A 23,482-nucleotide genomic window follows, 5' to 3' on the forward strand; every position below is an offset into this window, starting at 1 on the left:
TCCGGAAACTTAGCCTGCCAGAGATCGTGCACCTAAACCCCGAGCGGGACCCAGTGCCACAGGCAGCCGGATTTTAAAGAGCGAGAACTATTTCATGTGCCAACTATGTTGACAGACTCCGGAGCCACCTTCTAATTTACACCTTTAAGATTCTTGTTGAAGTTTTTTAACATAGTCATTTAAAGACTTATTAAATTTTGGAATATTTTCAGCCACAAAATCCCAATTAAAGCTAATCAACGCACTATTCCATCCTACGCTATATACAAGCCCATCTTCATTGGGAAGTTTATCGCTATGCGTCATATTAAAGCTCACCTGGTCAAAATGAGCGCCCTGCTGATCTCTATATGCTTTGGCTTTTTCTACAAACTCATCAAAATGTTCTTTAATTTCACCAGAAAATGCATCTGCAATCAGCTCATCAAGGATGGGCTCCCAGAACGATTTATGATTTTTAGAAATTACACCTGCCTTCCCATAACCTCCGTTAAAAATAGTGCAGAATTTGATGATTATTTCTTCGGTAATAAGCTCATCAATCAGGTGAACATCATGAATATCTGGAAACAAAGAGCCATGTTCATTTTCAAAGTTGTCTAATGCTTCTCCTTCAAGTCGCAGACCTGTTTTTAACCTTTCTCGCTCTTTATCGTATAACTCAGTAATGCTCTGCGGTCTTCCCGTGCTACAGAAACGATCAACTCGTAGCCTTAGTTCCAAAAGGTCGTTAATTCTACCAAGAGCTACTTGCCATAAATATAACCTCCCGAGGGTTTCCTTCTTGCTTGACATCATATTTTCCCGGCGCTGATGATAATATTGAAACGAATTTATATATAACACATAACAGTGATTGGACCGCGCGTCCTGATATTGGATGAACACCCCTGCGCGTTCAGTAAAATTATCTGACGCGCTTCATTTCTTTCAACTCATTGATTTTTCTTGAGCCAAAGTATAGCTCGGCCACCTGTGCAGGATTCGCGTGTGAGCTCGATTTGTCGGAACCAATATACTGTATGCAAATTTTCTTATCTAAAGAGTTCAAGTATAGAATTCACTCATTTGCCGCCAGGCCCAGGGGGAAAGTACTTGGCATGAAGTGCTACTTCGCCCGAACCGAGAAGAGCTGCGACGTTACGCATGTGCTGTGCAGAGGCTTTGCCGGGGTGCGGATACTGAGCCGTGAACTCCAGGCACGCTACCGCCCTGCTGGCAAAATGGATGACGTTTCCCATCATCCCTAATGCGGCATCCCTGAGTACGTCTTGGTTACGCAAGCCATCTTCTGCGACTTTTTACTCAACGTAACCGAGAGAAACGTTGAGGGCAACGCCGAAGTATGCTCGACACCAAGGCAGTACCTTTGGCGCAATCGCATATGCACACCACTTGACCTAGATCAAAAATCTCGTTGCCTACGCCTTGGCCGGCTAGTGAGCATTAGATTTCTCATGCATATTGCATCATTACAAACGATAACCAGGGTCGTCCGTGCTCCCTCTGCCCACTTTGCTTCGACAGCCGTTGCTCTATTGCCGCCTGCCGTTGGCGGGTCTGCTGTGTCTTGCCAGCCTGCTCACCTGGGCGGATGAGCATGTAGCGGTCGAGCCCAGCGCCGAGCTGTTGGCTTCCCTCCACCAGGGCGGCTATGTGTTCTACATGCGCCACGGGCCGACGGATACGAGCCTTCCTGACCGGGTACCGGTCGACTTCGACGACTGCGCCACCCAGCGGCCCCTGAGCGACGAGGGCCGTGAACTCATGGCGACTATCGCCGAGCACATGGCGCGGCACGCCTGGCCTATCGAGGATCCCGTTCTCGTCACGCCCTTCTGCCGAACGCAGGAGACGGCTCGGATCCTGTTTCCGAACAAGCCCCAGCAGATCGATGAGCTGCTGCGCTATACCGCCGCGATGACGGACGACGAGAAGTGGCCGGTCATCAAGCATACCGACAAGACTCTCTCACTGCCGGTCGAGGGCAGCGCCAACCGCATGATCGTGGCCCACGGGCCCAACCTGGCCGACTTGATGGATTACTTCCCAGCCGAAGGCACTCTGGTGATCTTCTCGCCGCTGGGTGAGGCGGGTTATCTCTACCGTGCCAGCATTCCACCGGAGCTGTGGCCATCGCTGGCCTTCCAAGCACCGTAAGGTTGCCCATGAAGTCGAACCGACCGCTCATCTGGATCTTTCTTCTGCCCACTCTGGTGGTGCTGATCCCTGCCCTGCTGTTCGGACTTGCCGCGGTGCAGGTGCTCAAGGAAAGGATGACTCAGAACCACGCCACTCAGTCGGCGGACATGGCCGCTCTGCTGCAGGCCGCCGACTACGCCCAGAGCCTGGGCGAGCTACATCAGGACGTAGTGGACATGCTGCAGCAGGCCGACAGGGGCGAGCTGTCGGCGCTTGCCAGCTATCGGCTGCATTCGAGCTTCGTCAATGAGCTTGCCATCTTGGCTGGGCAGATACAGACGTTGACCGAAACGCCGCTGATGATCGATTTGAACCACGGCAGTGCCCAACATTTGCGCGAGGCCTTCGAGGGCTATCGGCGCTTCATCATCATGGCCGGCGACATCGCCACCGTGGATGCCACCCGGGCCCGACATTACCTGGACGAGGCACAGCATGAATTCCTGCGCTTCTCCACGCTCACGGGGCACCTTTCGTCCAAGCTGGCGCAGCGCAGCGGCGAGCGCACCAGCGATGCCTATCAGGACACTCTTGGGCACTTCAACACACTGCTGCTGTTTGGCGGGGCGATCCTGGCACTGATGCTGGTCGCCGCCTTTTACTCCGCCCGGATCCTGAATCGTCACCTGCTGATCATCGCCGAAGGGCTGCTCGCGCTTTCCCATCCCCACCGGGTGGTTCCCGAGCTGCCGCGAGTCCAGCGTCTTGCCGAACTGGGGCGGGGCCAGTTACAGCAGCTTGCCCTGGCGGTGCTGCGGCTGCGTGAAAGCGAGGCACGTCGACTGGTGGCCGAACGCAAGGCGCACCAGTTGGCCCACTTCGATGGCCTGACGGAACTGCCCAACTGGCGCATGATGAGCGAGCATCTGGCGCATTCATTGGTGCTATGTCAGCGCAACGGCCAGCATGGGGCGCTGATCTACCTGGATCTCGATCTCTTCCAGCAGATCAACGACAGCTACGGGCATCGTACCGGCGATCGCTTGTTGCGCGAGGTCGCCCAGCGACTGCGCACCTTCCAGCAGGAGGGGTGTATTGCGGGGCGGCTGGGTGGCGATGAGTTTCTCCTCGTCATCGACTCCCTGCCCAAGCAGCCGGACAAGGCGGCCAATCTGGCTGAAGAGCTGGCCGACCGAATCAGGATCGTCGTGGCCGAGCCCTACTCCATCGATGGGATTCAGCACTTCCTCTCGGCAAGCCAGGGCGTGGCGATGTTCGACGGCTCGAGCGACGCCGAAACCCTGTTCAAGCTGGCAGATGCCGCCTGTCATCATGCCAAGCTGGCCGGTCGCGACACCATTTGCTTCCATGACGATGCCACCCAGGCCCTCATGGAAGCGCGTAACGAAACCAGGCGCGATCTGCGCTTAGCCCTACAGCGTGGCGAGTTCCGCCTCGTCTATCAGCTTCAGTACGACGCCGACCATCGGCCACTGGGGGCCGAGGCGCTGATCCGCTGGCAGCACCCGTCTCGCGGCATGGTGTCGCCGGCCGAGTTCATCCCTCTTGCCGAGGAGAGTGGTCTGATCGTGCCCCTCGGCGATTGGGTTCTCGAACAAGCGTGCCGGCAACTGGTGGCCTGGCAGCAGCAAGTTGCCACAGCGCATCTGACCCTGGCCGTGAACGTCAGCGCCCGGCAATTCAAGGAGCCGGATTTCGTCGAGCGTATTGAACGGGTGCTCACCACCAGTGGAGCCGATCCCCACCGCTTGAAGCTGGAGCTGACTGAGAGCAGCCTGCTGGACGACGTCGAGGCCGGGATCGACAAGATGCGGCGCTTGAAGCGTCTCGGCATCCGGTTCGCCCTGGACGACTTCGGCACCGGCTACTCTTCGCTGCAGTACCTCAAACGGCTGCCGCTGGATCAGATCAAGATCGACCAGAGCTTCGTCAATGATCTGCTGCTGAGCGGCGATGACATGGCCATCGTGCGGACCATCATCGCCATGGGAGTATCCCTGCAGCTCGAGGTAGTGGCTGAAGGCGTGGAAACCGCCCACCAGCTCGGCTGGCTCGTCGAGGCTGGCTGTCATGTGTTCCAGGGCTATTACTTCTGCAAGCCGCTTCCTATCGACCAAATCGAGCTGCCATTCACCTCAATCCCGGTGAGCTGAACCGGAAATTCCGCCTCGTTCCACAGGCGTCCGCCAATAGGTGGGTAAGCCGCCTTCAAGCAGGACGCTTTGCGAGGAGAGCCCACACACCCGCTGCTGACAGCAGCGAACCACCTGCCAGGTTGAAGCGCCGTTGCGCCCGTGGCGATGCCAGCAGCTTTCGCGCCGTGCCAGCAAATACTGCATACAGCGTTGCGTTGAGCGCGGCCATGGCGACGAACGTGACGGCAAGAACCCAAAGCTGTTGGGTGACGGCCAAGCTTGGATTGATGAACTGCGGCAGAAAGGCAACGAAGAAGACGATGCCCTTCGGATTGAGCGCGGTGACCAGGTAAGTGTTCGCGAATAGCTTCCAACGAGATCCCGGCGCGGCTGGCGCAGACAGCTCGGCGGTAGAAATGCCAGCGCGAAGGAGTTTGATACCGAGGTAAAGCAAGTACAGCCCGCCGGCCCATTTGACGACTGTAAACCAGAAAGCCGAGGTTGCCAGGAGTGCCCCCAAGCCGAGAAGCGACACCACCAAGGCCGTTGAGTCGCCGAGAGCAACGGCAGCGACGAGCGGCACGTTCGCCCGCCGACCATGCGTCATGGAGTAGCTTATGACCGTAAGGATCGTCGGGCCAGGAATGATGAGAAGCACCGCAGATGCGGCAACGAAGGCAAGCCATAACTCGATGGACATGGTGGTTCTCCCCTTTTAGCGTCTAAGGCCGGCATTTTTAGTGGTTTGGAGCGCGGTGGAAACCAGTCCGACACATGCGCTTGTTAGCTTTTTTTACTTCTAATAACGGTAGCTTCCGCTGCTGCTACAACAGTAACTTTCATTTCAGCACGCGCCAGCCACCTGACTTTTACCTTAAATGGTCTTTTGTAATTTTTATATGACCAAACGTATTGCCGCCCTTTCTCTGGAATTGTATGTGTGTGGTGAGACTCCCGCCTACTGCCCTTAAGGGATCTTTTCTTTCTCGTTTTCGAGCAGAAAAAGTCAGCATCTAGCACGGGGTGACCATCGTCATTTATATCTGACCAATCAACTCGCAGTTGAACTTCATCATCACCTACGGTAAATTTTTGGAAGAAGTGGCACGCACTATCGCTTTTTGTCTCAAGCTTGAGCTCTTCCCCAGTGTCGAGAAACTCAACAATGGCTTCGTCGATTTCCTCTTGAAGCTGTCCTCTCTTGATTGGCTCCACTAGACTCTCCAGAAAGCTAAAGTCAAAGCTGAGGGGCGCGCATCAGCGTGTCCTCTCCATGCCGTTGTTAACTGCTTCCTCGTCGATATAGGCACTTACGCCAGCAATGCGTATGCATTCGCACTGTCCGCTGAGGACTATAGCGGGACCACGCAACATGAAGGAATAGCCAGCCTGCATAGGCGCAACCTCTAAATTAGCCGAATTATCCTTGTCGAAACCAGTCAGCGAAAGTGCCTCGACTCCAATGAACTCGATCCACACCTGAACCCGGTTCGCCCCGGGCGGCCAGCGCCGCGATGGATGCTCAGGGAAGCGAGGAAGGTCTGCTCGAAGTGCAACGACCGGCCCATCTCTCTTGAGGCTGACCTCGAAAACATTGAGCGAATCCAATTCTTCGATGGAATTGAACAGCCTAGACAATGCTTCTGGATTCATCAGGTAATGAGGCCAACCCACGTCGTATTTACTCCTTAACAGCTAGCGCCGCCAACATACGCGGCTTTGCAATGGAGGCGAAACCATAATAAAAAAGCAACACAGCCCAAGGCTGCGTTCAGCCAGAAGCCGTCAAGGGGATATGGTGTACAGCAGAACCGCAAATTTCAGGGACGCTACCGCCCTGCTGGCAGAATGGATGACGATTCCCATCATCCCTAATGCGGCATCCCTGTGTACTTCTTGATCATGTAAGTCATCTTCTGCAGCTTTTTTCCTTACCGTAACCAAGCGAAACGTTGAGGGCAACGCCTAGGCGAGCCTTGGCCCTCTCCTCTCTCGTCTCATCCCCTATCCCCGACCTCCTTGCGCACGCCTCTACGACGTTAGTCGCAAGCCACCTGTCCAATCGGTCAAATATCTTCTAGGCTGTAGCCGAACAAGCCTGACCAAACGGTCAAGCCTGTCGCTGCGGCACCCAACAACGCTGATTCGACAACGCCAATCCAACAACAACGGACACAGATATGGAACCGACCTCCTCCCTAGCCGACAAGGCAGATGGACGCCCCTCCGCGCGAGCCACGGGGCAAGGAAGCAGCTGGCTGGACAGCTATTTCGGCGCAAGCCGTCGTGGCTCCAGCGTGCGCACCGAGATTCTGGCGGGCATCGCCACCTTCCTGGCTTCGATGTACATCATCGTGGTCAACCCGGCGATTCTCTCCCATGCCGGTATCCCCTTCTCCGCCGCGCTCTCCGCCACCGTGCTGATCAGTTTCATGAGCAGCCTGGCCATGGGCCTGTATGCCCGCAACCCGATCCTGGTGGCGCCGGGCATGGGCATGAACGCGCTGTTCACCTACACCCTGGTGCAGGGCGCCGGGCTTTCCTGGGAGGTGGCGCTGGGCTGTGTGTTCTGGTCCGGCGTGCTGTTCGCCACCCTGGCGATGTTCAACGTGCGTGAGGCGATCATCAATGCGATTCCGCCTTCGCTGCGCTATGCCATCACCTGCGGCATCGGCTTGTTCATCACCTTCATCGGCTTCAAGAACGCCGGTTTCATCGTCGGCAGCGATGCGACCCTGGTCACCCTGGGCAGCATGGACGCCTCGCTGATCACCTTCTTCATCGGCATGATGGCCACCGCCATCCTGGTGATCATGCGCTTCAACGGCGCGCTGATCCTGGGTATTGCGCTGACCACCCTGCTGGCCACGCCCATGGGCCGCCTGTGGGGTGGCGACGTGGTGGTGGAGTGGAGCGGTATCGCCGCCTGGCCGGACTTCAGCGCGGTGATGCAGGTGGATATCTGGGGCGCGCTCAAGGTCGCCTACCTGCCGTTCATCTTCGTCATGCTGTTCACCAACTTCTTCGATGCGCTCTCGTGTTTCATGGCGCTCTCCGAGTCCGCCGATCTCAAGGACAAGGACGGCAATCCGCGTAACCTCAAGCGCTCCATGACCGTGGACGCCTTCGCCTCGATGATCGCTGCACCGCTGGGCACCAGCGCGGCGCAGACCTTCATCGAGTCCGGCGCTGGCGTGGCTCAGGGCGGCCGTACCGGCCTGGTGGCGGTCACCATCGCCTTCCTGTTCCTGCCCTTCCTGTTCCTCTCGCCGCTGCTGTCGCTGGTGCCCGGTATCGCCACGGCGCCGGCATTGGTGCTGGTCGGGCTGTTCATGCTGGCACCGGTGAGCAAGATCGATTGGACGCAATTCGAACAGGCCTTTCCGGCGTTCCTGGCGATCATCCTGATGCCGCTGACCTACTCGATCACCCTGGGCATCGCCTTCGGTTTCCTGAGCTTCGTGTTGATCAAGCTGGCCACCGGCAAGCTCTACGACATCAAGCCGGCGATGTGGGTCTCGGCCGCGCTTAGTGTTGTGATGCTGGTGACGACACATTGAGAAGGAGCGGGCCGGCGAAAGCCGGCCCGCTTCATTGACGATGGATGGCGGCGTCGATGAGCCGGAAGAGGGTCAGTGCCGCCAGCACAGAGGCGAATAGCATCGGCAGCAAGTAGTCAGCGCGGGTCAGGATCCACAGGTGCGTCACCCCCAGCGCCGCGGCCACGTAGATCAGGCGGTGCAGCCAGTGCCAGGCCGTCCAGCCCATGGCCTGACGCACACGTGCGAAGGAAGTGACAGCCAGCGGTACCAGCAGCAGCAGCGCGGCCACGCCGTAGCGAATGTAGGGTAGTTCGACCATTTCGCGGCGAATCCACGGCCAGTCCCAGTATTGATCCAGCCCCATCCAGGCCAGCATGTGGGCCACCAGCCAGAAGAACGCCCAGAGGCCGATCTGACGCCGGGCGGCCATGAGCCCAACCCAGCCGGTGAAGCGAAACGCCGGGCTGAATGCGATGGTCACCAGCAGCAGGATCAGCCCCGTCTTGCCGGTGAAGTGCACCACGGCCTCGCCGGGCACGGCGCCCAGGTCGCCGAAGAACCACTGCCAGCCAAGCCACAGGGCGGGCGCACTGCAGCCCACCAGCACCAGCAGGCGAAACAGGTTGATAGCGGTGCGTTGATCCACGCTGACATGACTCCTTGAGTGGCTGGAGCTTGCTCAATAGTGACGCTGCATGTCCATGCCGGTGTAAAGGTGCGCCACCTCGTCGGCGTAGCCGTTGAACATCAGCGTCTCACGCCTGCCGCCCTCGCCGATCCTGCGCTCCCGCGCCTGGGACCAGCGCGGGTGATCCACCTCGGGATTCACGTTGGCATAGAAGCCGTACTCCTCAGGGTTGCGCTCCTCCCAGGAGCTCAGCGGGCGCTCCTCGACCAGCGAGATGCGCACGATCGACTTGATACTCTTGAAGCCGTATTTCCACGGCACCACCAGGCGAATGGGCGCGCCGCTCTGGTTGGGCAGTATCTCGCCGTACAGCCCCACCGCCAGCAGGGTCAGTGGATGCATGGCCTCGTCGATGCGCAGTACTTCGCGGTAGGGCCAGTCGAGCACGCTACGGCGCTGGCCGCGCAGGTTGTCGGGGTCGTGAATCGATTCGAACACCACATAGCGGGCGCGCGACGTCGGCTCGTGGCGCTTGAGCAGGTTCGCCAGCGGAAAGCCGATCCAGGGCACCACCTTCGACCACGCCTCGACGCAGCGCAGGCGGTAGATGCGCTCCTCCAGCTCCTGATGCTTTAGCACGTCCTCGAGGGCGAAGGTGCCCGCCTTGTCCACTTCCCCATCGATGGTCAGCGACCAGGGATCGGTGACGAGCTGGTGGCCGTAGATCTCCGGGTCGCGCTTGCCGGTGCCCAGCTCGTAGAAGTTGTTGTAGGTGGTGATGTCCCGCAGCGAGGTCGGCGCTTCTCCGCCCGCCAGATCGTGGCTGGGCAGCTGCGCGTCGATGCGAGCTTCGAGGGCGCCCTGCCAGGCGTGGCTGGAGCGCGGCCAGAGCAGGCCGGGGGCGACGGCAGCGGCACCCAGCGCGAGGCCGGCGTTGAGAAAGCGTCGCCGCGACTCGAACAGCTCGCGGGGCGTGACTTGGGATTCCGGTATCGGCGGGTAGCGGTAACGGGTCATCTTGGATCCTCCCGAAGGCGACCGAAGAGACCACAGCTTCGCCTGTGAAACAAGCGTTTGTCACCTACCGGAACACGGGAATGAAGAAAACTTGACCCACCTCAATGAGGGGTCCATTCCGACCATTTTGCTTGGTTGATACCACTCAAGAGCCAACCGTAACCTGATGTTGCACTTCAGGCTACAACCGTCTCTAGCTTGCAACCAAGGGGATTCGCCATGATTCATAATGCTCTCGCCAGGCCGGCACTCATCGCCGCCGCAGTGTCGCTGAGCGCCGCGTTGGCGGCAACCGGCGTGGCCGCCGACGACGGCCTCGGCGACTACCGCGACCGCTTCGAACCGCTGCCTCACCTGCCGCCGATTCCGGCCCACAACTCTCTGACCGAAGAGAAGGTGGAACTGGGCAACATGCTGTTCTTCGAGCCGCGCATTTCGTCCAGCGGCGTGATCAGCTGCGCCACCTGCCACAACCCGGCCCTGGGCTGGGCGGACCGCATTCCGCGCGCCACCGGCCACGACGGCCAGATCGGCGACCGCAACACGCCCACGGTGCTCAACTCCGGCTTCCTCGGCGCCCAGTTCTGGGATGGCCGTGAGCCCGACCTGGAAGGCCAGGCACTGGGGCCGATCCAGGCCGATATCGAAATGGCCATGGACCTCGACGCGGCCCTGGAGCGCCTGGAAGAGTTCGAGCTGTATCAGGAGAAGTTCGCCGAGGCCTTCCCCGGTGACGCCGCTCCGATCAACAAGGAAAACCTGGCCCAGGCACTGGCGAGCTTCCAGCGCACCCTGAACACGCCGAACTCGCCCTTCGACCGTTACCTGCGCGGCGACATGAACGCGCTCGACGATCAGGAGAAGCGCGGCATGCAGGCCTTCGTCGACACCGGCTGTATCGCCTGTCACAGCGGCCCGGCACTGACCGACAGCAACTTCTGGGCGATTCAGGTGCCCGGCTCCACCGACGTGGGTCGTTTCGACGTGACCGGCGACGAAGCCGACATGTACAAGTTCCGCACCCCGACACTGCGCAACGTCGGCGTGACCTACCCGTACATGAACAACGGCGCCACCGAAACCCTCGAGGAAGCCGTGGCCATCATGGGTCGCGAGATGCTGAACCGCGAGTTCGAGGACGAGATGATCGCAGACATCACCGCCTTCCTGCACACGCTGACCGGCAAGATGCCTGAGTTCGAGGTCCCGGCGCTGCCGTAAGCGGCCCAATCGCAGGGATTCGCAAGGGAACGACAATAACGTTATGCAGCCCCCGGCCCAGGCCGGGGGTTTTCGTTCGTCAGACGCTCTCGGCCAGCTGCCGATGCAGTTCCAGGCGACGCCTGTCGCTCATGAAGGCGGATTCGATGGCGGTGCCGGCCAGTTGCACGAAGGTCTCCTTCGACCAGCCGAAGGCGTCGTGGCAGGCCATGAAGTTGTCCAGCATGCCGCCGCCGAAGTAGGCCGGGTCGTCCGAGTTCAGAGTGATGCGCAGGCCGGCGTCGAGTAGCTGGGGCAAGGGGTGATCCTCGATGTGCTCCACCACCTTGAGCCGTACGTTGGAGAGCGGGCACACGGTGAGCACCACACCCTCGTCACGCAGCCGGGTTACCAGCGCCGGATCCTCCAGGCAGCGTACCCCGTGATCGATGCGACACACGTCGAGCAGATCGAGGGCCTCGCGAATGTATTCCGGCGGCCCCTCCTCACCGGCGTGGGCGACACGCGGGATGCCGAGCATCTTGGCACGCTGGAATACTTCGACGAACTTGGAGGGCGGGTGGCCCCGCTCGGCGCTGTCGAGGCCCACCGCGTCGAGCATCTCCCAGTAAGGGGCGGCGCTCTCCAGCACCCGCATCGCCTCGTCGGCGGGCCGGTCACGCAGAAACGCCATGATCAGTGCGGTGGACATGCCGAGCTCGCGTTCTGCTTCACGCTGGGCAAGGCTCAAGCCTTCCATCACCACCTCGAGCTCGATGCCACGGGCCAGGTGGGCTTGAGGATCGAAGTGCATCTCCACGTGGACCACCCCTTCGGCATGGGCACGGCGGAAATAGTCCATGGCCAAGTCGTGGAAGTCCTCGCTGCGCTTGAGCACGCTCATGCCCTGGTAGTAGAGCTCGAGGAACGAGGAGAGATCCTGGAAGTCGTAGGCCGCGCGTACCGCTTCCACCGAGTCGTAGGGCAGCTCGACCCCGTTGCGCCGGGCCAGGGCGAACATCAGTTCGGGCTCCAGCGAGCCTTCGATATGCAGATGGAGCTCGGCCTTGGGCAGCCGCTTGAGGAAGTCGCGCATGATGCACCTCGTCGCCTTTATTTCATCATCCTGATGGATACACCTTCTTTGCGCAAACGGTCAATCAAGCTCTGTCCGAAAACTGGTTGCGCTCGACCAGCCTGGCCTAAAGGCGCTGCTCACGAGTGATGCCGGGGGGATCGAAGGCGCCGCCATCGAGCTGGTGCACCAGGTAGAGCACGCTGCGCCCGGTAAGCCACGCATCGAGTCGCGGCGAGAGTCGCGCGATGGTAGCGGCATCCAGGCCGGCGAAGGGCTCGTCGAGAATCACCAGGCCGGGGTCGCGCAGCCGCAGCCGCGCCAGGGCCAGGCGCCGCGCCTGACCGCCGGAGAGCGCTCGCCCACCCTCGCCCACCGGGGTGGCCAGGCCATGCGGCAGCGCTTCGGCCCAGTCGGCCAGCTCGACCCACGCCAGCGCCTGCCACAGCTGCGCGTCGGTGGCCTCCGGCGCCGCCAGCCGCAGGTTGCTCGCCAGGCTGTCCTGGAACAGATCGATGCGCTGGCCGAGAATGGCCACCCGCTCGCGCAGCGATGCCTCGTCGACCTCGCCAATGGGTATATCGCCCAGCAGGATTTCCCCCTGGCTGGGCGGCAGCCGCCGTGTCAGCAGCGCCGCCACGCTGCTCTTGCCCGCTCCCGAGGCACCGGTCAGGGCCAGACGCTCCCCGGGAGCCAGTACAAGATCGAGATCCTGCAGCGCCGGCACGAGAGCCCCCGAGTAGTGCAGGCCTACCCCACGTAGCCGTACGCTGAAGGCCCCTGTGGGAAGCTGAGCATGGCCAGCGCTGACCTTGGCCTGTCCCGTCTGTCCCGCCTGCCCCGCCTCTTCCACCTCGTTGAGGCGCTCGGCCGCGCCGCGGCTCGCCCCCAACTGGGTGAAGGCGGTCGGCAGCAGCGCCAGCACCTCGCCGAGGGCCAGCACTGCAATCGGCATCATCACCATCACGGCGCCTGAAATCATGCCCTGCTGCCAGGCCGCCGCCGCCAGCCACAGGGCCGCCACCATGCCCAGCCCAACCATCAGGTTGACAAGGGCGACACCGAATCCCGCCACGCCGGCCGTGCGCTGCTGATCCAGGGACAGCCTCTCCTCGCGCTGAAAAAAGCCCTGCCGATGCCAGTCACGGCTGCGGTAGGCCTCGAGCTCCGCCAGGCCGGTGAGATGCTCGATGGCCTGGCTGCGCAGGCGCTGAAGATGCGCCACCTGACGCCGGCTCGACGCCATGCCCAGCCACGCCTGCCCGGCCGTCAGCCATGCCCAGGTGGGCACCAATAGCGCCGCCACGGCCAGCCCGACCATGGGAACCCACAGCGCCAGGAAGGCGGCCAGCAGTACGATGGCGGCCAGTGCCACCGCCGGTGGCGCCAGCAGGCGCAGATAGAGGCCGTCGAGGGTATCGATATCGGCGGTCAGGCGGTTGAGCCAGTCGCTGGCACGCTGACGCGCCAGGCTGCGGTCGTCGAGCCGGGCCATGGCCACGAACAGGCGATGGCGCAGGTCGGCGAGCAGGCGCAGCACGGTGTCGTGGTTGTAGAGCCGTTCGCCGTAGCGGGCCACGGTGCGGCTCACGGCGAAGAAACGTATACCGCCGCCCGGCACGTAGACGTCGAACGCCACGACCATGCCCAAGGCCATCGCCATGCCGGCCAGTGCACTGGCGGCGATGAACCAGCCCGAGAGGGTCAGCAGCCCCACCGCCGAGAACACCGTGACGATCAGCAGCAGCATGCCGATGGCGAGCCGTCCGCGTCGTTTGGCCAGCAGCCGCAGCCAGGGGGCGAAAGTAGTGCGCAACGAGCTATCCGACATGCTCAACCTCCCGCTTCCACGGCCTGTGCCCGCCCTTCGTGCAGGGCCAGCCGGCGGCTGGCCATGGCCATCAGCGCGGGGTGATGAGTGGCGATGACCAGCGCTCTGCCTTCCTTGCCAAGGCGGCGCAGCGATTCGATGACGCGAGCTTCGGTCTCCTCGTCGAGGCTGGCGGTGGGCTCGTCGAGCAGCACCAGCTCGGCATCGGAGAGGAACACCCGCGCCAGCGCCAGGCGCTGCGCCTGGCCCCCGGAAAGCCCCGAGCCCCGCTCGCCCAGCGGCGTATGGATGCCCTGTGGCAACGCCGCCACCAGCTCGGCTAGCCCTGCGTGCTCAAGGGCGCGCTCTAGCTCGGCGTCGCTGGCTTGCGGGGCCGCCAGGCGCAGGTTCTCGGCCAGGCTGCCGTGGATCAGCAGCGGACGCTGGTCCATCCAGGCGATCCTCAGATCGGCCGCGGCGTGGCGTTGCCCCGAAGCCGGCGCCACGAAGCCCGCCAGCAGCTGCAGCAGCGCCGACTTGCCGGCCCCCGACGGCCCGGTGACGACCAGAATGTCGCCCTTCTCGACGACCACATCCAGCGGCCCCAATACCTGCCCCCTGCCCGGATGAGTGAGCGTTACCGCCTCCAGCGCCACATAGCGCCCCGTTACCGGCGGCGCACCTGCCGACTCATGCGCGGGCCGTACCGGCTCGCTCAGCAGGGCCAGCATGCCATCGGCAGCACCCAGTGCCGCGGCCCGGTCGTGATAGTGCTGGGCCAGGGTGCGCAGCGGCTGGAAGAACTCCGGTGCCAGCAGCAGCACCAGCAGCCCGCTGAACAGGGTCAGCTCCTCGGCCGGGCCGAACTCGATGTAGCCCAGCAGGCCGAAGCCCACGTAGATGGCCACCACGGCGATGGCCACCGAAGCGAAGAACTCGAGCACCGCCGAGGAGAGAAAGGCCACCCGCAGGGTGCGCATGCTGAGCCGGCGATAGTTGTCCGCCGCCGCGTGCACCTCCGTGGCCGCCTCACGGGTGCGGCCGAAGAGTTGCAGCGTGGCGATGCCCCGCACGCGGTCGAGAAAGTGCCCCGAAAGGCGACTCACGGCGACGAACTGGTCGCGATTGAGTCGCTCCGCCCCCATCCCCACCAGGGCCATGAACAGCGGGATCAGCGGTGCAGCCAGCAGCAGGAACAGTGCCGCCAGCCAGTCGAGCCACAGCACGACGAGCAGAATCAGCAGCGGAATGGCCACGCACAGTCGCAGCTGGGGCAGAAAGCGTGCGAAGTAGCCGTCCAGCGCCTCGACCTGCTCGACCAGCTGGTTGGCCAGCCCCGCGGAATGGCGGGCGCCGGCGCGAACCGGCCCCATCGCGGCGAGGTGGTCGAGCAGCTCGGCGCGCACCGCGTGGCGAATGCGCAGGCTGGCCAGCTGACCGCTCAGCTCCTGCCCCCACTGGCACAGGGCTCGGGTCGCCAGCACCGCCACCAGCATTAGGAAGGCCGAGGTGAGCGATGCCAGTGGCGCGCCATCCACCAGCAGGCGACTGACGATCCACGCCAGCAAGGCCATCTGGGCGACGGTCAGCGCACCGGCAGCGATACCCGTCAGGGCGGCCAACCCCAGCCAGCCGCGCTGACGAGCGGCATGCGCCGCCAGCCAGCGGCGCGGCGACACCAGGGAGTCGTGGCTCATGGGCTCAGTGGTAACCCTCGCCCGCACGCACCTTGCCGCGGAACACCCAGTAGGACCAGAAGGTATAGCCCAGCACGAAGGGCAGCACGAACAGCACGCCGAGCAACAGGAACAGCTGCGACTCGGGCGCCGAGGCGGCGTCCCAGATGGTGTAGTTGGGCGGCACCAGCCAGGGCCACTTGCTCACGATCAACCCCAGGTAGGTGAAGAAGAACATGCCCAGCGTGGCCATGAACGGCAGCAGCTCACGCTGGCGCTTTACCGCCCAATAGACGCCGTACATGCACAGCAGCGTCAGCGCCGGCAGGATCCAGATCACCTGCAGGTGGCCGAACCAGCGGTCCCACACCACCTCGTTGACCAGCGGGGTCCAGATACTGATGATGCCGAAGATCACCAGCACCGCCAGCAGCAGCGGCGGCGTGAGCTTGTAGGCCCAGGCCTGGATGTAGCCCTCCGACTTGAGGATCAGCCAGGTGGTGCCCAGCAGCGCATAGCCGACCATGATGCCGATGCCGGTGAGCACCGTGAACGGCGTCAGCCAGTCGAAGGCGCCGCCGACGAAGACCCCGTTCTGGGTCTCGAAGCCCTGAATGTAGGTACCCACCACGGCGCCCTGGGCGAAAGCCGCCACCGCCGAGCCGCCGCTGAAGGCCAGGTTCCACAGCCGCCGCCCGCGCCGCTCGCGGCGCGACTTGAAGCGCAGCTCGAAGGCCACCCCGCGGAACACCAGGCCGGCCACCATCAGGAACACGCCGATATAGAGCGCCGGCAGGAACACCGTATAGACCAGCGGGAAGGCGGCCAGGAAACCGGCCCCGCCCAGCACCAGCCAGGTCTCGTTGCCGTCCCACACCGGTGCCACCGTGTTCATCATCACGTCGCGGGCGTCCTCGTCCGGGGCGAACGGAAACAGGATACCGAGCCCCAGGTCGAAGCCATCCATCAGCACGTACATCATGATGCCGAAACCGATGATGAGCGCCCAGATCAAGGACAGATCGAACATTTCCATGGCTCAGCTCTCCCCTTTGGCGGGATTGTCGTCGAAGGGCGTGTGGGTGGCCGACCAGGGCCGCTTGGGCGTCTCGAAGTCGTCGACCATCTTCTCCTCTTCCTTCGGCTCCATGCCGTAGCGAATCACTCGCGTCAGGTAGTAGGTGCCGGCGTAGAAGATGATGCCGTAGACGGTGACGTAGCCGATCAGCGTGAACAGTGCCATGCCACCGGTGAGCGAAGGCGTCACCCCCTCTGCATGGGTCATGAACTCATAGACCAGCCACGGTGCCCGGCCCGACTCGGTGGTGATCCAGCCGGCCAGCACGGCAATGAAGGGCGTCACCGACATCAGCCGCAGGGTCTGCAGGTAGCGGCGCGAATGGTAGAGCCTGCCGCCGCGGCGCAGCCAGAGCCCCACCAGCGAGACGGCGATCATCAGGAAACCGATGCCGACCATCACCCGGAACGACCAGAACACCAGGGCGACGGGCGGCTGCTCCTCGGGTGGCGCCTCGAGTATTCCGGGCACCTCACCATACAGCTCGTGGGTCAGGATCAGGCTGGCCGCGTAGGGAATGCCGATCTCGAAGCGGTTCTGCTGGGCCGCCTGGTCGGGCCAGGCGAAGAGCAGGAAGGGAGCGCCCTCTTTGGTTTCCCAGTTGCCCTCCATGGCCGCCAGCTTGGTCGGCTGGTACTCCAGGGTGTTGAGGCCGTGCAGATCACCGACGAAGGCCTGGGTCGGCGTCAGCACCAGCAGCAGCCACATGCACATCGACAGCGCCTTGCGGTTGGCCTCCACGTCGCGCCCGATCAGCAGGTACCAGGCGCTGACCCCGGCTACGACGAAGCCGCCGGTGATGAACGAGGCCATGGCCATGTGGGCGAAACGATACGGGAACGAGGGGTTGAAGATCGCCTCGAACCACGAGGTGACACGGAACACGCCGTCGGTGAACTCGACCCCCGCCGGTGTATGCATCCAGCTGTTGGCCGCCAGGATCCAGAAGGTCGAGATGAAGGTGCCCAGCGCTACCATGGCAGCGGCGAACAGGTGCACCCCCGGTGGCACCCTCCCCCGGCCGAACAGCAACACGCCGAGGAAGGCGGCTTCGAGGAAGAAGGCGGTGACCACCTCGTAGCTCAGCAACGGCCCGATGAAGTTGGCGCTGGCCTGGGAGAAGTTGCTCCAGTTGGTGCCGAACTGGAAGGACATCACGATGCCCGACACCACCCCCATACCGAAGGCGACGGCGAACACCTTGGTCCACAGATAGGCCAGACGGTCCCATGCCGGATTGCGCGTCTTGTAGAACAGCGCATGCAGCAAGGTGATGTAGGACGCCAAACCGATGGTGAAGACCGGGAAGATGGCGTGAAACGAGACGACAAAGGCAAACTGAATTCGCGACAGCAGTACGGGATCAAGCTCCATGACGTACCTCTTGGCTGCAGAAGAGTCGACGTCTCGAGGCATGCGAAGGCACGGGGAGTGCGTTGTTGGGCTTCGGCCATGTCCCTCCTGGACATGGCGTGACGCATTCCACCTCGACACACAGCTAGAGCCTAGAACAGGGAGTGCGGTGAGGCTTACTCGCTTACAAAAGCCTACACGACACAATGCTGTTCCAGGTCAATGCATTCCGCTACGTCTTGTGCTTGTGCGGTAAAGATTACTCGATGCAGATGCACCTTCATCTGTGTCGGGTTGTCGCAGCCGACCGCGGGGCTATCCACCGCCCTGCACGACCAACCGCACCATGAACGCGGTATAGCCGACGAACATCGCCAGCAGCATGGCCCCCTCGAGCCGGTTGATGCGCCCCGGACGCCCCTTCCAGCCGATGGCGAATACCGTCATCAGTACCGTCATCACCGTCATCAGGCTCCAGTCGCGCAGCAGCACTTCCCCGCCCACCTCGATGGGGCGTATCACCGCGGCAAGGCCTACCACACCCAGGGTGTTGAACAGGTTGGAACCCACCACGTTGCCCACCACCAGATCGTGCTCGCCGCGTCGCAACGCACTGATGGAGGAAGCCAGTTCCGGCAGCGAAGTGCCGACAGCCACGATGGTCAAGCCGATGATCAAGTCGCTGACACCGAAGCCCAGGGCGATCTCAACCGCGCCCCACACCAGCACGCGCGAGCTCAGCACCAGCAGGGCCAGGCCGACGAAGGTCCAGATCAGTCCGGCACGCAGCGACATGGGATGCGCCTCCAGACTCTCCTCGGTGTCGGTCGCCAACGCATCGCTGCCGTCACGCCGAGCCTGCCAGATGCTGAAGCCGATCATGGCGGCCAGCAGCGTCAGCAGCAGGCTGCCTTCGAGCCGCCCGATCATGCCACCCCACATCAGCAGCGCCGAGAGCAGCGTGACGCCGACCAGCAGCGGCAGCTCGCGGCGAATCACGCTGGAGTGCACCGCCAGTGGCGTGATGACCGCCATGAGCCCCAGGATCATGCCGATATTGGCGATGTTGGAGCCATAACCGTTGCCCAGCGCCAGCCCCGGGTTGCCCTGCCCCGCGGCCAGCGCCGACACCATCAGCTCCGGCGCCGAGGTACCGAAACCGATTACCAGCATACCCACCAGCAGCGGCGACACCCCCAACCGTCGCGATGTCGCTGCCGCCCCATCCACGAAGCGCTCCGCGCTCCACACCAACAGCACCAAGCCTGCTGCCACGGCAACCAGGGGAAGCAACAATTTCATCTCCTCGGGGAACATTCAGGGTCGAATGTTTGTATATGGTAGGCACGACGTCAACGTGTCACACTTCCGTATGGCCTGCATCATTTGAATGACAGCGTGCCCCTCGCTTATCTCAGTCATCGAGTCGTCGCTCAAGTGCTCAATCAGCCCCTCCGCTTTCTGCCCGTTCCCGGTGAACCTCAGGTCGACCAGGCACCGCCCGAGGTACGTACTTCGCGTCGACGCCTGCGCGCCTGCCACGAGTGCGATTGGCTGGTGGCCCTGCCGCCGCTGCGGCCTGGCCAGAAGGCGGACTGTCCTCGCTGTGGCCACACGTTGGCTACGCGTCACCATCGTCCGGCTCAGCGCAGCATGGCGTTGGCGCTGGCGGCCATGGTTGCCCTGCTGCTGGCGATCTCCTTCCCCTTCGTCAGCTTCAACGCAGGGGGTATCGGCAACCGCATCGAATTGACGCAAACGGCCACCACCCTGATCGGCTTTCACCAGCCGCTGGTCGCCATTGCAGTGATCCTGACCATCGCCGTGCTGCCTGGGCTCTACCTGCTCGGCGTGATCTGGCTGCAGTTGGGCCTGCTGCAGGGCCAGCCGCTTCCTGCCAGCCGTGCCATTGCCCGCTCTCTGGCCCATCTGAACCCCTGGATGATGGCCGACGTCTTCATCATCGGGGCGCTGGTCAGCCTGATCAAGGTGGCGGGCCTGGCCCAGATCGAACTGGGACTCTCGTTCTGGGCTTTCTGCGCCTTCGCGTTGCTGCTGCTGTTCACCACCCAGTCGATCGATTCGGACTGGATGTGGTTTTCGCTGGCCGGCGAGCCCCAGGCGCCTGAGGGCGCCCGTACCGGAACCACCGCCGCCGCACAGGGTCTGACTGGCTGCCCCACCTGCGGCCTGGTCAACCGGCTAGATGCCAACGGGCGTGGCCACTGCAGTCGCTGCGGCGAACGGCTGCGCGCCCGCCTGCCGCACAGCCTGCAACGCACCTGGGCTCTGCTGGCCACTGCCGCTCTGATGTACATACCGGCCAACGTCTACCCCATCATGACCACCACCAGCCTGGGCCACAGTAGCCCTTCGACCATCATCGGCGGCGTGGTGGAGCTGATCCAGATGGGCTCCTGGCCGGTCGCTGCGGTGATCTTCGTGGCTAGCGTGATCGTTCCCGTGGGCAAGCTGGTGGCGCTCTCCTGGCTGTGTCTGGTGGTCAAGCGCAGCGGCGAGCTCAATGCCGCCAGCCGCACCTGGCTCTATCGCGTCACCGAGTTCATCGGTCGCTGGTCGATGATCGACGTCTTCGTGGTCGCCATCCTGGTGGCCCTGATTCGTGCCGGTTCGCTGATGTCGGTCACCCCCGGCCCCGCGGCGCTGGCCTTCGGTGCAGTGGTGATACTGACCATGCTGGCCGCCATGACCTTCGACCCAAGACTGATCTGGGACACGCCCCCGGCGCATGACCCGGACACTACGCAAGGAACCTCTGGATGAGCGATACCCCTCGTGACGACGGGGCCACCCGCGACATGCACCGTGCCAGAGCCACCCCGCAGCGACGCCTGTCGCCGATCTGGATCGTGCCTATCGTGGCGATCCTGATCGGGCTGTGGCTGGTCTATGACAACTACCGCAGCCGGGGCCCGCTGATCACCCTCACCATGAGCAATGCCGAGGGCATCGAGGCCGGCAGCACGCTGATCAAGACCCGTAACGTCGAGGTGGGCCGGGTCGAGCGCGTGCAGCTCTCCGAGGATCTTTCTCATACCGTGATCACGGCACGCATGGCGCCCAATACCGACGCCATGCTCACCGAAGGCAGCCGCTTCTGGGTGGTGAAACCACGCATCGGACGCGAGGGCATCAGCGGCCTGGGCACGGTGCTCTCCGGTGCCTTCATTCAGCTCCAGCCCGGCAGCGGCGAGCCCGGCCAGCGCGAGTTTCAGGTCAGCGACCAGCCGCCCGTGGCCTCCGCCGATGCGCCAGGACTGCGCATCAACCTGATCAGTCAGCTCGGCAACTCGCTGCGCCCGGGGGATCCGGTGACCTATCAGGGCTACACCGTGGGCCGCGTGGAGGAAGTCGATTTCGATGCCGATGCGCGGCGCATGCATCAGCGTGTCTTTATCGAGACCCCCTACGACCGCCTGGTGACAGACAGCACCCGCTTCTGGTCGGCCAGCGGTATCGACCTGCGTCTCGATGCCGACGGCATCCGCGTCAACGTGGAGTCGCTCGAAGCCCTGCTCGGCGGCGGCGTCACTTTCGGCGAGCCGGAAGACCTGCCGCGCGGCAGGCCGGTGGAGAACGATGCCACCTTCAACCTCTATGCCGACGAGGAGAGTGCCCGCCAGGGCACCTTCAACCGTTACCTTGAGTACGTGCTGCTGGTCGAGGACAGCGTGCGTGGGCTCTCCCGAGGTGCGCCGGTGGAATTCCGCGGCGTACGCGTCGGCACCGTGGCCGCCGTACCCTGGCAGTTCACTGCCGAGCAACCGGGCACGCGCAACGGCTTCGCCATTCCGGTGCTGATTCGCATCGAACCGCAGCGACTCGGCATCGAGAATCAGCAGCTCGATCTCGAAGAGTGGGACGAACGCTTCAAGCGTCTCTTCGGTACCGGCCTGCGCGCCTCGCTCAAGTCGGGCAATCTGCTCACCGGCGCCATGTTCGTCGACATCAACTTCTACCGCGACGAGGCGGCGCAATACGTGGCGGAGACCTTCAGCGAGCGTACGGTCTTCCCCACCACCTCGGCCGGCTTCGCCCAGATCGAATCTCAGATCACCGCGCTGCTGGACAAGCTCAACGCACTGGAAGTCGAGCCGCTGCTGGCCGGTCTCGAGCGCAACCTGAGCGCCTCCGAGGCGATGCTGGACGAAGTGCGCGGCCTGACGAGTTCGCTGCAGGGTATGCTCGACGACCCGGGCACGCGCAGCCTGCCGGGCAACCTCAATGCCTCGCTGGAAGCGCTGCGCGAGACGCTGGAAGGCCTCTCGCCCGACTCCAGCGCCTATCGCGAGCTGACCGCCACCGCCGAGCGCCTGGAGCGCCTGATGCGCGACCTGCAGCCGGTGACGCGCACGCTCAACGAGAATCCTCGCGCCTTGCTGTTCGACAGCCTGGACACCGAGGATCCGGTGCCGAGAGCGCCGCGAGGCAACTGAACGAGAGGCAGACGCCAGTGAACGATGTTGAACGCAACCCATTGAAACGGAGAGCTGCATGAAGTGGATGTCCCGGTTCGCGCTGCTGACGAGCCTGCTCGTGCTCGTCGGCTGCGCCACCTCCACCACCCCGGCCAACCGCTACATGCTGCCCGACAGTGCCGCGGCGCCGTCGGGCGGCAGCCCTGCGGCGGGTCACCTGCTGATCGTGCAGCCGCCGCGGCTGGCCCATTACCTGGACGTCGACGGCATCGTGCTGCAGCTCGACGACATTTCGCTCAACGCCGCCCGACAGCACCTGTGGGCCGAGCCGCTGGGCCGCCAGTTGGAGCGCAGCCTGAGGGCACGCCTGGCGGAGCATCTGCCCGATACCCGCATCATGCGCGACGAGGCCAGCCTCGGGCGCAGCGAGGCCCTGCGCCTGCGCCTCGAGGTGGATCGCTTCCAGGGACGTCATGACGGCCTGGCCATCGCCAGTGGACAGTGGCAGCTGCTGGCAGCGGACGGCCGCCTGCTGGCCATGGAGCGCTTCCATGTCGAGACGCAGCTCGAAGACGACGGCTACCCTGCCCTGGTCCGCGCCCTGGGGCGCAGTTGGGACCGGGTGGCCAGCGAGATCGCCGATGGCGTCGTGCGCTATCGTTAGGCGTGTAGGAGCGGTAGTTATCGCCTAGTCTCATAGAGCCGGACCCGGTACTGGAACCGAAACGCTTGCAAGGACGAACCATGTCGGCCAAGACAGATACCTCGACGCCCACGGACTCCGCCATCGAGCACGAAACTGCCGAGACGCTGCTCAGCCTCGTCAGGCGGCTGGAGCATGACCTGCTGGCTGCCCTCGACGCGGACTCCCCGCAGCAAGCCGTCGAGAGCCTACTGACCAGCGTCGAATGTCTCGATGAGCTCGATACGGCCCTGGCAGAGTTCGATTCCCAGGTGACCGGCCCGCTCGTGCAACGCCTGCGACTCGGCTTGGATCGACTGGCCTGCGACCTGTACCGGCGTGGCGGCTGGCAGCATCTGGACGAGGCGCAGCGACGTACGCTGCTCGCTCGTCATGCAAAAGGGCTCACCCAGTTCGACGGCATCGGCCCGGCAAGCGCCGAAGTGCTTTTCCTGCACGGCATCAGCGATCCCGAGCGGCTCTGTCAATGGGAACCCGATGCACTCGATGACATCGAAGGGCTGAACGCAGCCGTTCTCGCCCGACTCAAGCGCGAACTCGAAGCCATGAGGAAAACCCGGGCAGAATAGCTGCAGTGCGAACCATAAGCTGGCATAATGCCGGCACGCGGCGACTCGTGGTCCCTCCTGCCGCGCCCCTGAACCGAATTTCTCACGTCTTGGC

Annotated in this window: 20 protein-coding genes; 8 read left to right on the forward strand and 12 right to left on the reverse strand. The window is 63.1% G+C overall.

Features of this window, described 5'->3' with window-relative positions:
- Positions 1-144: 144 nt before the first annotated feature.
- Positions 145-795: a hypothetical protein gene (locus tag HOP58_RS11420; RefSeq protein WP_234260326.1), complete on the reverse strand. Its 651-nt coding sequence runs from the start codon at positions 793-795 to the stop codon at positions 145-147.
- A gap of 702 nt (positions 796-1,497) precedes the next feature.
- On the opposite strand from HOP58_RS11420, the gene HOP58_RS11425 reads away from it, so the two are divergent.
- Both HOP58_RS11425 and HOP58_RS11430 read left to right on the forward strand, forming a co-directional pair.
- Complete coding sequence (locus HOP58_RS11425; protein WP_234260327.1) at positions 1,498-2,160, forward strand: hypothetical protein; 663 nt, start codon at positions 1,498-1,500, stop codon at positions 2,158-2,160.
- 8 nt (positions 2,161-2,168) lie between these two features.
- Positions 2,169-4,316 carry a GGDEF domain-containing phosphodiesterase gene (locus tag HOP58_RS11430; protein ID WP_234260328.1) on the forward strand — a complete coding sequence of 716 codons (2,148 nt, stop codon included), beginning with the start codon at positions 2,169-2,171 and terminating at the stop codon, positions 4,314-4,316.
- Between the two features lie 55 nt (positions 4,317-4,371).
- Here the strand turns inward: HOP58_RS11430 and HOP58_RS11435 are convergent, their stop codons facing one another.
- From HOP58_RS11435 to HOP58_RS11445, 3 genes are all read right to left on the reverse strand, one after another.
- The gene (locus HOP58_RS11435; protein ID WP_234254543.1) at positions 4,372-4,998 is read right to left on the reverse strand and encodes a LysE family translocator; all 627 of its coding nucleotides are present in this window, start codon (positions 4,996-4,998) and stop codon (positions 4,372-4,374) included.
- Between the two features lie 83 nt (positions 4,999-5,081).
- The gene (locus HOP58_RS11440; RefSeq protein ID WP_234254544.1) at positions 5,082-5,513 is read right to left on the reverse strand and encodes a hypothetical protein; all 432 of its coding nucleotides are present in this window, start codon (positions 5,511-5,513) and stop codon (positions 5,082-5,084) included.
- Positions 5,514-5,555: 42 nt separating this feature from the next.
- Complete coding sequence (locus tag HOP58_RS11445; RefSeq protein WP_234254545.1) at positions 5,556-5,972, reverse strand: Imm50 family immunity protein; 417 nt, start codon at positions 5,970-5,972, stop codon at positions 5,556-5,558.
- Between the two features lie 506 nt (positions 5,973-6,478).
- Here HOP58_RS11445 and HOP58_RS11450 point away from each other — a divergent pair.
- Entirely contained in the window at positions 6,479-7,858 is a 1,380-nt protein-coding gene (locus HOP58_RS11450; protein WP_234260329.1) for an NCS2 family permease, read from the forward strand.
- Between the two features lie 31 nt (positions 7,859-7,889).
- Here the strand turns inward: HOP58_RS11450 and HOP58_RS11455 are convergent, their stop codons facing one another.
- On the reverse strand, positions 7,890-8,486 hold the full coding sequence (locus tag HOP58_RS11455) for a ferric reductase-like transmembrane domain-containing protein (RefSeq protein WP_234260330.1): 597 nt from the start codon (positions 8,484-8,486) through the stop codon (positions 7,890-7,892).
- A gap of 33 nt (positions 8,487-8,519) precedes the next feature.
- Positions 8,520-9,485, reverse strand: a complete 966-nt coding sequence (gene msrP / locus HOP58_RS11460; RefSeq protein ID WP_234260331.1) for a protein-methionine-sulfoxide reductase catalytic subunit MsrP — start codon at positions 9,483-9,485, stop codon at positions 8,520-8,522.
- Between the two features lie 219 nt (positions 9,486-9,704).
- On the opposite strand from msrP, the gene HOP58_RS11465 reads away from it, so the two are divergent.
- The gene (locus HOP58_RS11465; protein ID WP_234260332.1) at positions 9,705-10,706 is read left to right on the forward strand and encodes a cytochrome c peroxidase; all 1,002 of its coding nucleotides are present in this window, start codon (positions 9,705-9,707) and stop codon (positions 10,704-10,706) included.
- A 79-nt stretch (positions 10,707-10,785) separates the two neighbouring features.
- Here HOP58_RS11465 and HOP58_RS11470 read toward each other — a convergent pair whose 3' ends face one another.
- From HOP58_RS11470 to HOP58_RS11495, 6 genes are all read right to left on the reverse strand, one after another.
- Positions 10,786-11,781 (reverse strand): adenosine deaminase, encoded by a 996-nt coding sequence (locus HOP58_RS11470; RefSeq protein WP_234260333.1) that lies wholly within the window; start codon positions 11,779-11,781, stop codon positions 10,786-10,788.
- 106 nt (positions 11,782-11,887) lie between these two features.
- Entirely contained in the window at positions 11,888-13,591 is a 1,704-nt protein-coding gene (gene cydC / locus HOP58_RS11475) for a thiol reductant ABC exporter subunit CydC (protein ID WP_234260334.1), read from the reverse strand.
- A 2-nt stretch (positions 13,592-13,593) separates the two neighbouring features.
- Positions 13,594-15,267, reverse strand: a complete 1,674-nt coding sequence (gene cydD, locus HOP58_RS11480) for a thiol reductant ABC exporter subunit CydD (RefSeq protein ID WP_234260335.1) — start codon at positions 15,265-15,267, stop codon at positions 13,594-13,596.
- Between the two features lie 4 nt (positions 15,268-15,271).
- The gene (gene cydB / locus HOP58_RS11485; RefSeq protein ID WP_010628383.1) at positions 15,272-16,282 is read right to left on the reverse strand and encodes a cytochrome d ubiquinol oxidase subunit II; all 1,011 of its coding nucleotides are present in this window, start codon (positions 16,280-16,282) and stop codon (positions 15,272-15,274) included.
- A gap of 3 nt (positions 16,283-16,285) precedes the next feature.
- Positions 16,286-17,698, reverse strand: coding sequence for a cytochrome ubiquinol oxidase subunit I (locus HOP58_RS11490; RefSeq protein WP_234260336.1), 1,413 nt, complete (start codon positions 17,696-17,698; stop codon positions 16,286-16,288).
- Positions 17,699-17,992: 294 nt separating this feature from the next.
- The gene (locus HOP58_RS11495; protein ID WP_026038120.1) at positions 17,993-18,973 is read right to left on the reverse strand and encodes a calcium/sodium antiporter; all 981 of its coding nucleotides are present in this window, start codon (positions 18,971-18,973) and stop codon (positions 17,993-17,995) included.
- A 141-nt stretch (positions 18,974-19,114) separates the two neighbouring features.
- Here HOP58_RS11495 and HOP58_RS11500 point away from each other — a divergent pair, with 141 nt between their 5' ends.
- The 4 genes from HOP58_RS11500 (at position 19,115) to HOP58_RS11515 (ending at position 23,388) form a co-directional block, all read left to right on the forward strand.
- The gene (locus tag HOP58_RS11500) at positions 19,115-20,461 is read left to right on the forward strand and encodes a paraquat-inducible protein A (RefSeq protein WP_010628380.1); all 1,347 of its coding nucleotides are present in this window, start codon (positions 19,115-19,117) and stop codon (positions 20,459-20,461) included.
- Positions 20,458-22,134 carry an intermembrane transport protein PqiB gene (gene pqiB, locus HOP58_RS11505; protein ID WP_234260337.1) on the forward strand — a complete coding sequence of 559 codons (1,677 nt, stop codon included), beginning with the start codon at positions 20,458-20,460 and terminating at the stop codon, positions 22,132-22,134. The genes HOP58_RS11500 and pqiB overlap by 4 nt, the downstream gene beginning before the upstream one ends.
- A gap of 58 nt (positions 22,135-22,192) precedes the next feature.
- On the forward strand, positions 22,193-22,780 hold the full coding sequence (locus HOP58_RS11510) for an ABC-type transport auxiliary lipoprotein family protein (protein ID WP_234260338.1): 588 nt from the start codon (positions 22,193-22,195) through the stop codon (positions 22,778-22,780).
- 80 nt (positions 22,781-22,860) lie between these two features.
- A complete protein-coding gene (locus tag HOP58_RS11515; protein ID WP_010628377.1) occupies positions 22,861-23,388 on the forward strand; it encodes a helix-hairpin-helix domain-containing protein in 528 nt (175 codons plus the stop codon).
- The last annotated feature ends 94 nt before the right edge of the window (positions 23,389-23,482 follow it).

It is taken from the genome of Halomonas sp. MCCC 1A11062, assembly GCF_021404355.1.
Classification (GTDB): Bacteria; Pseudomonadota; Gammaproteobacteria; order Pseudomonadales; family Halomonadaceae; genus Halomonas; species Halomonas aerodenitrificans.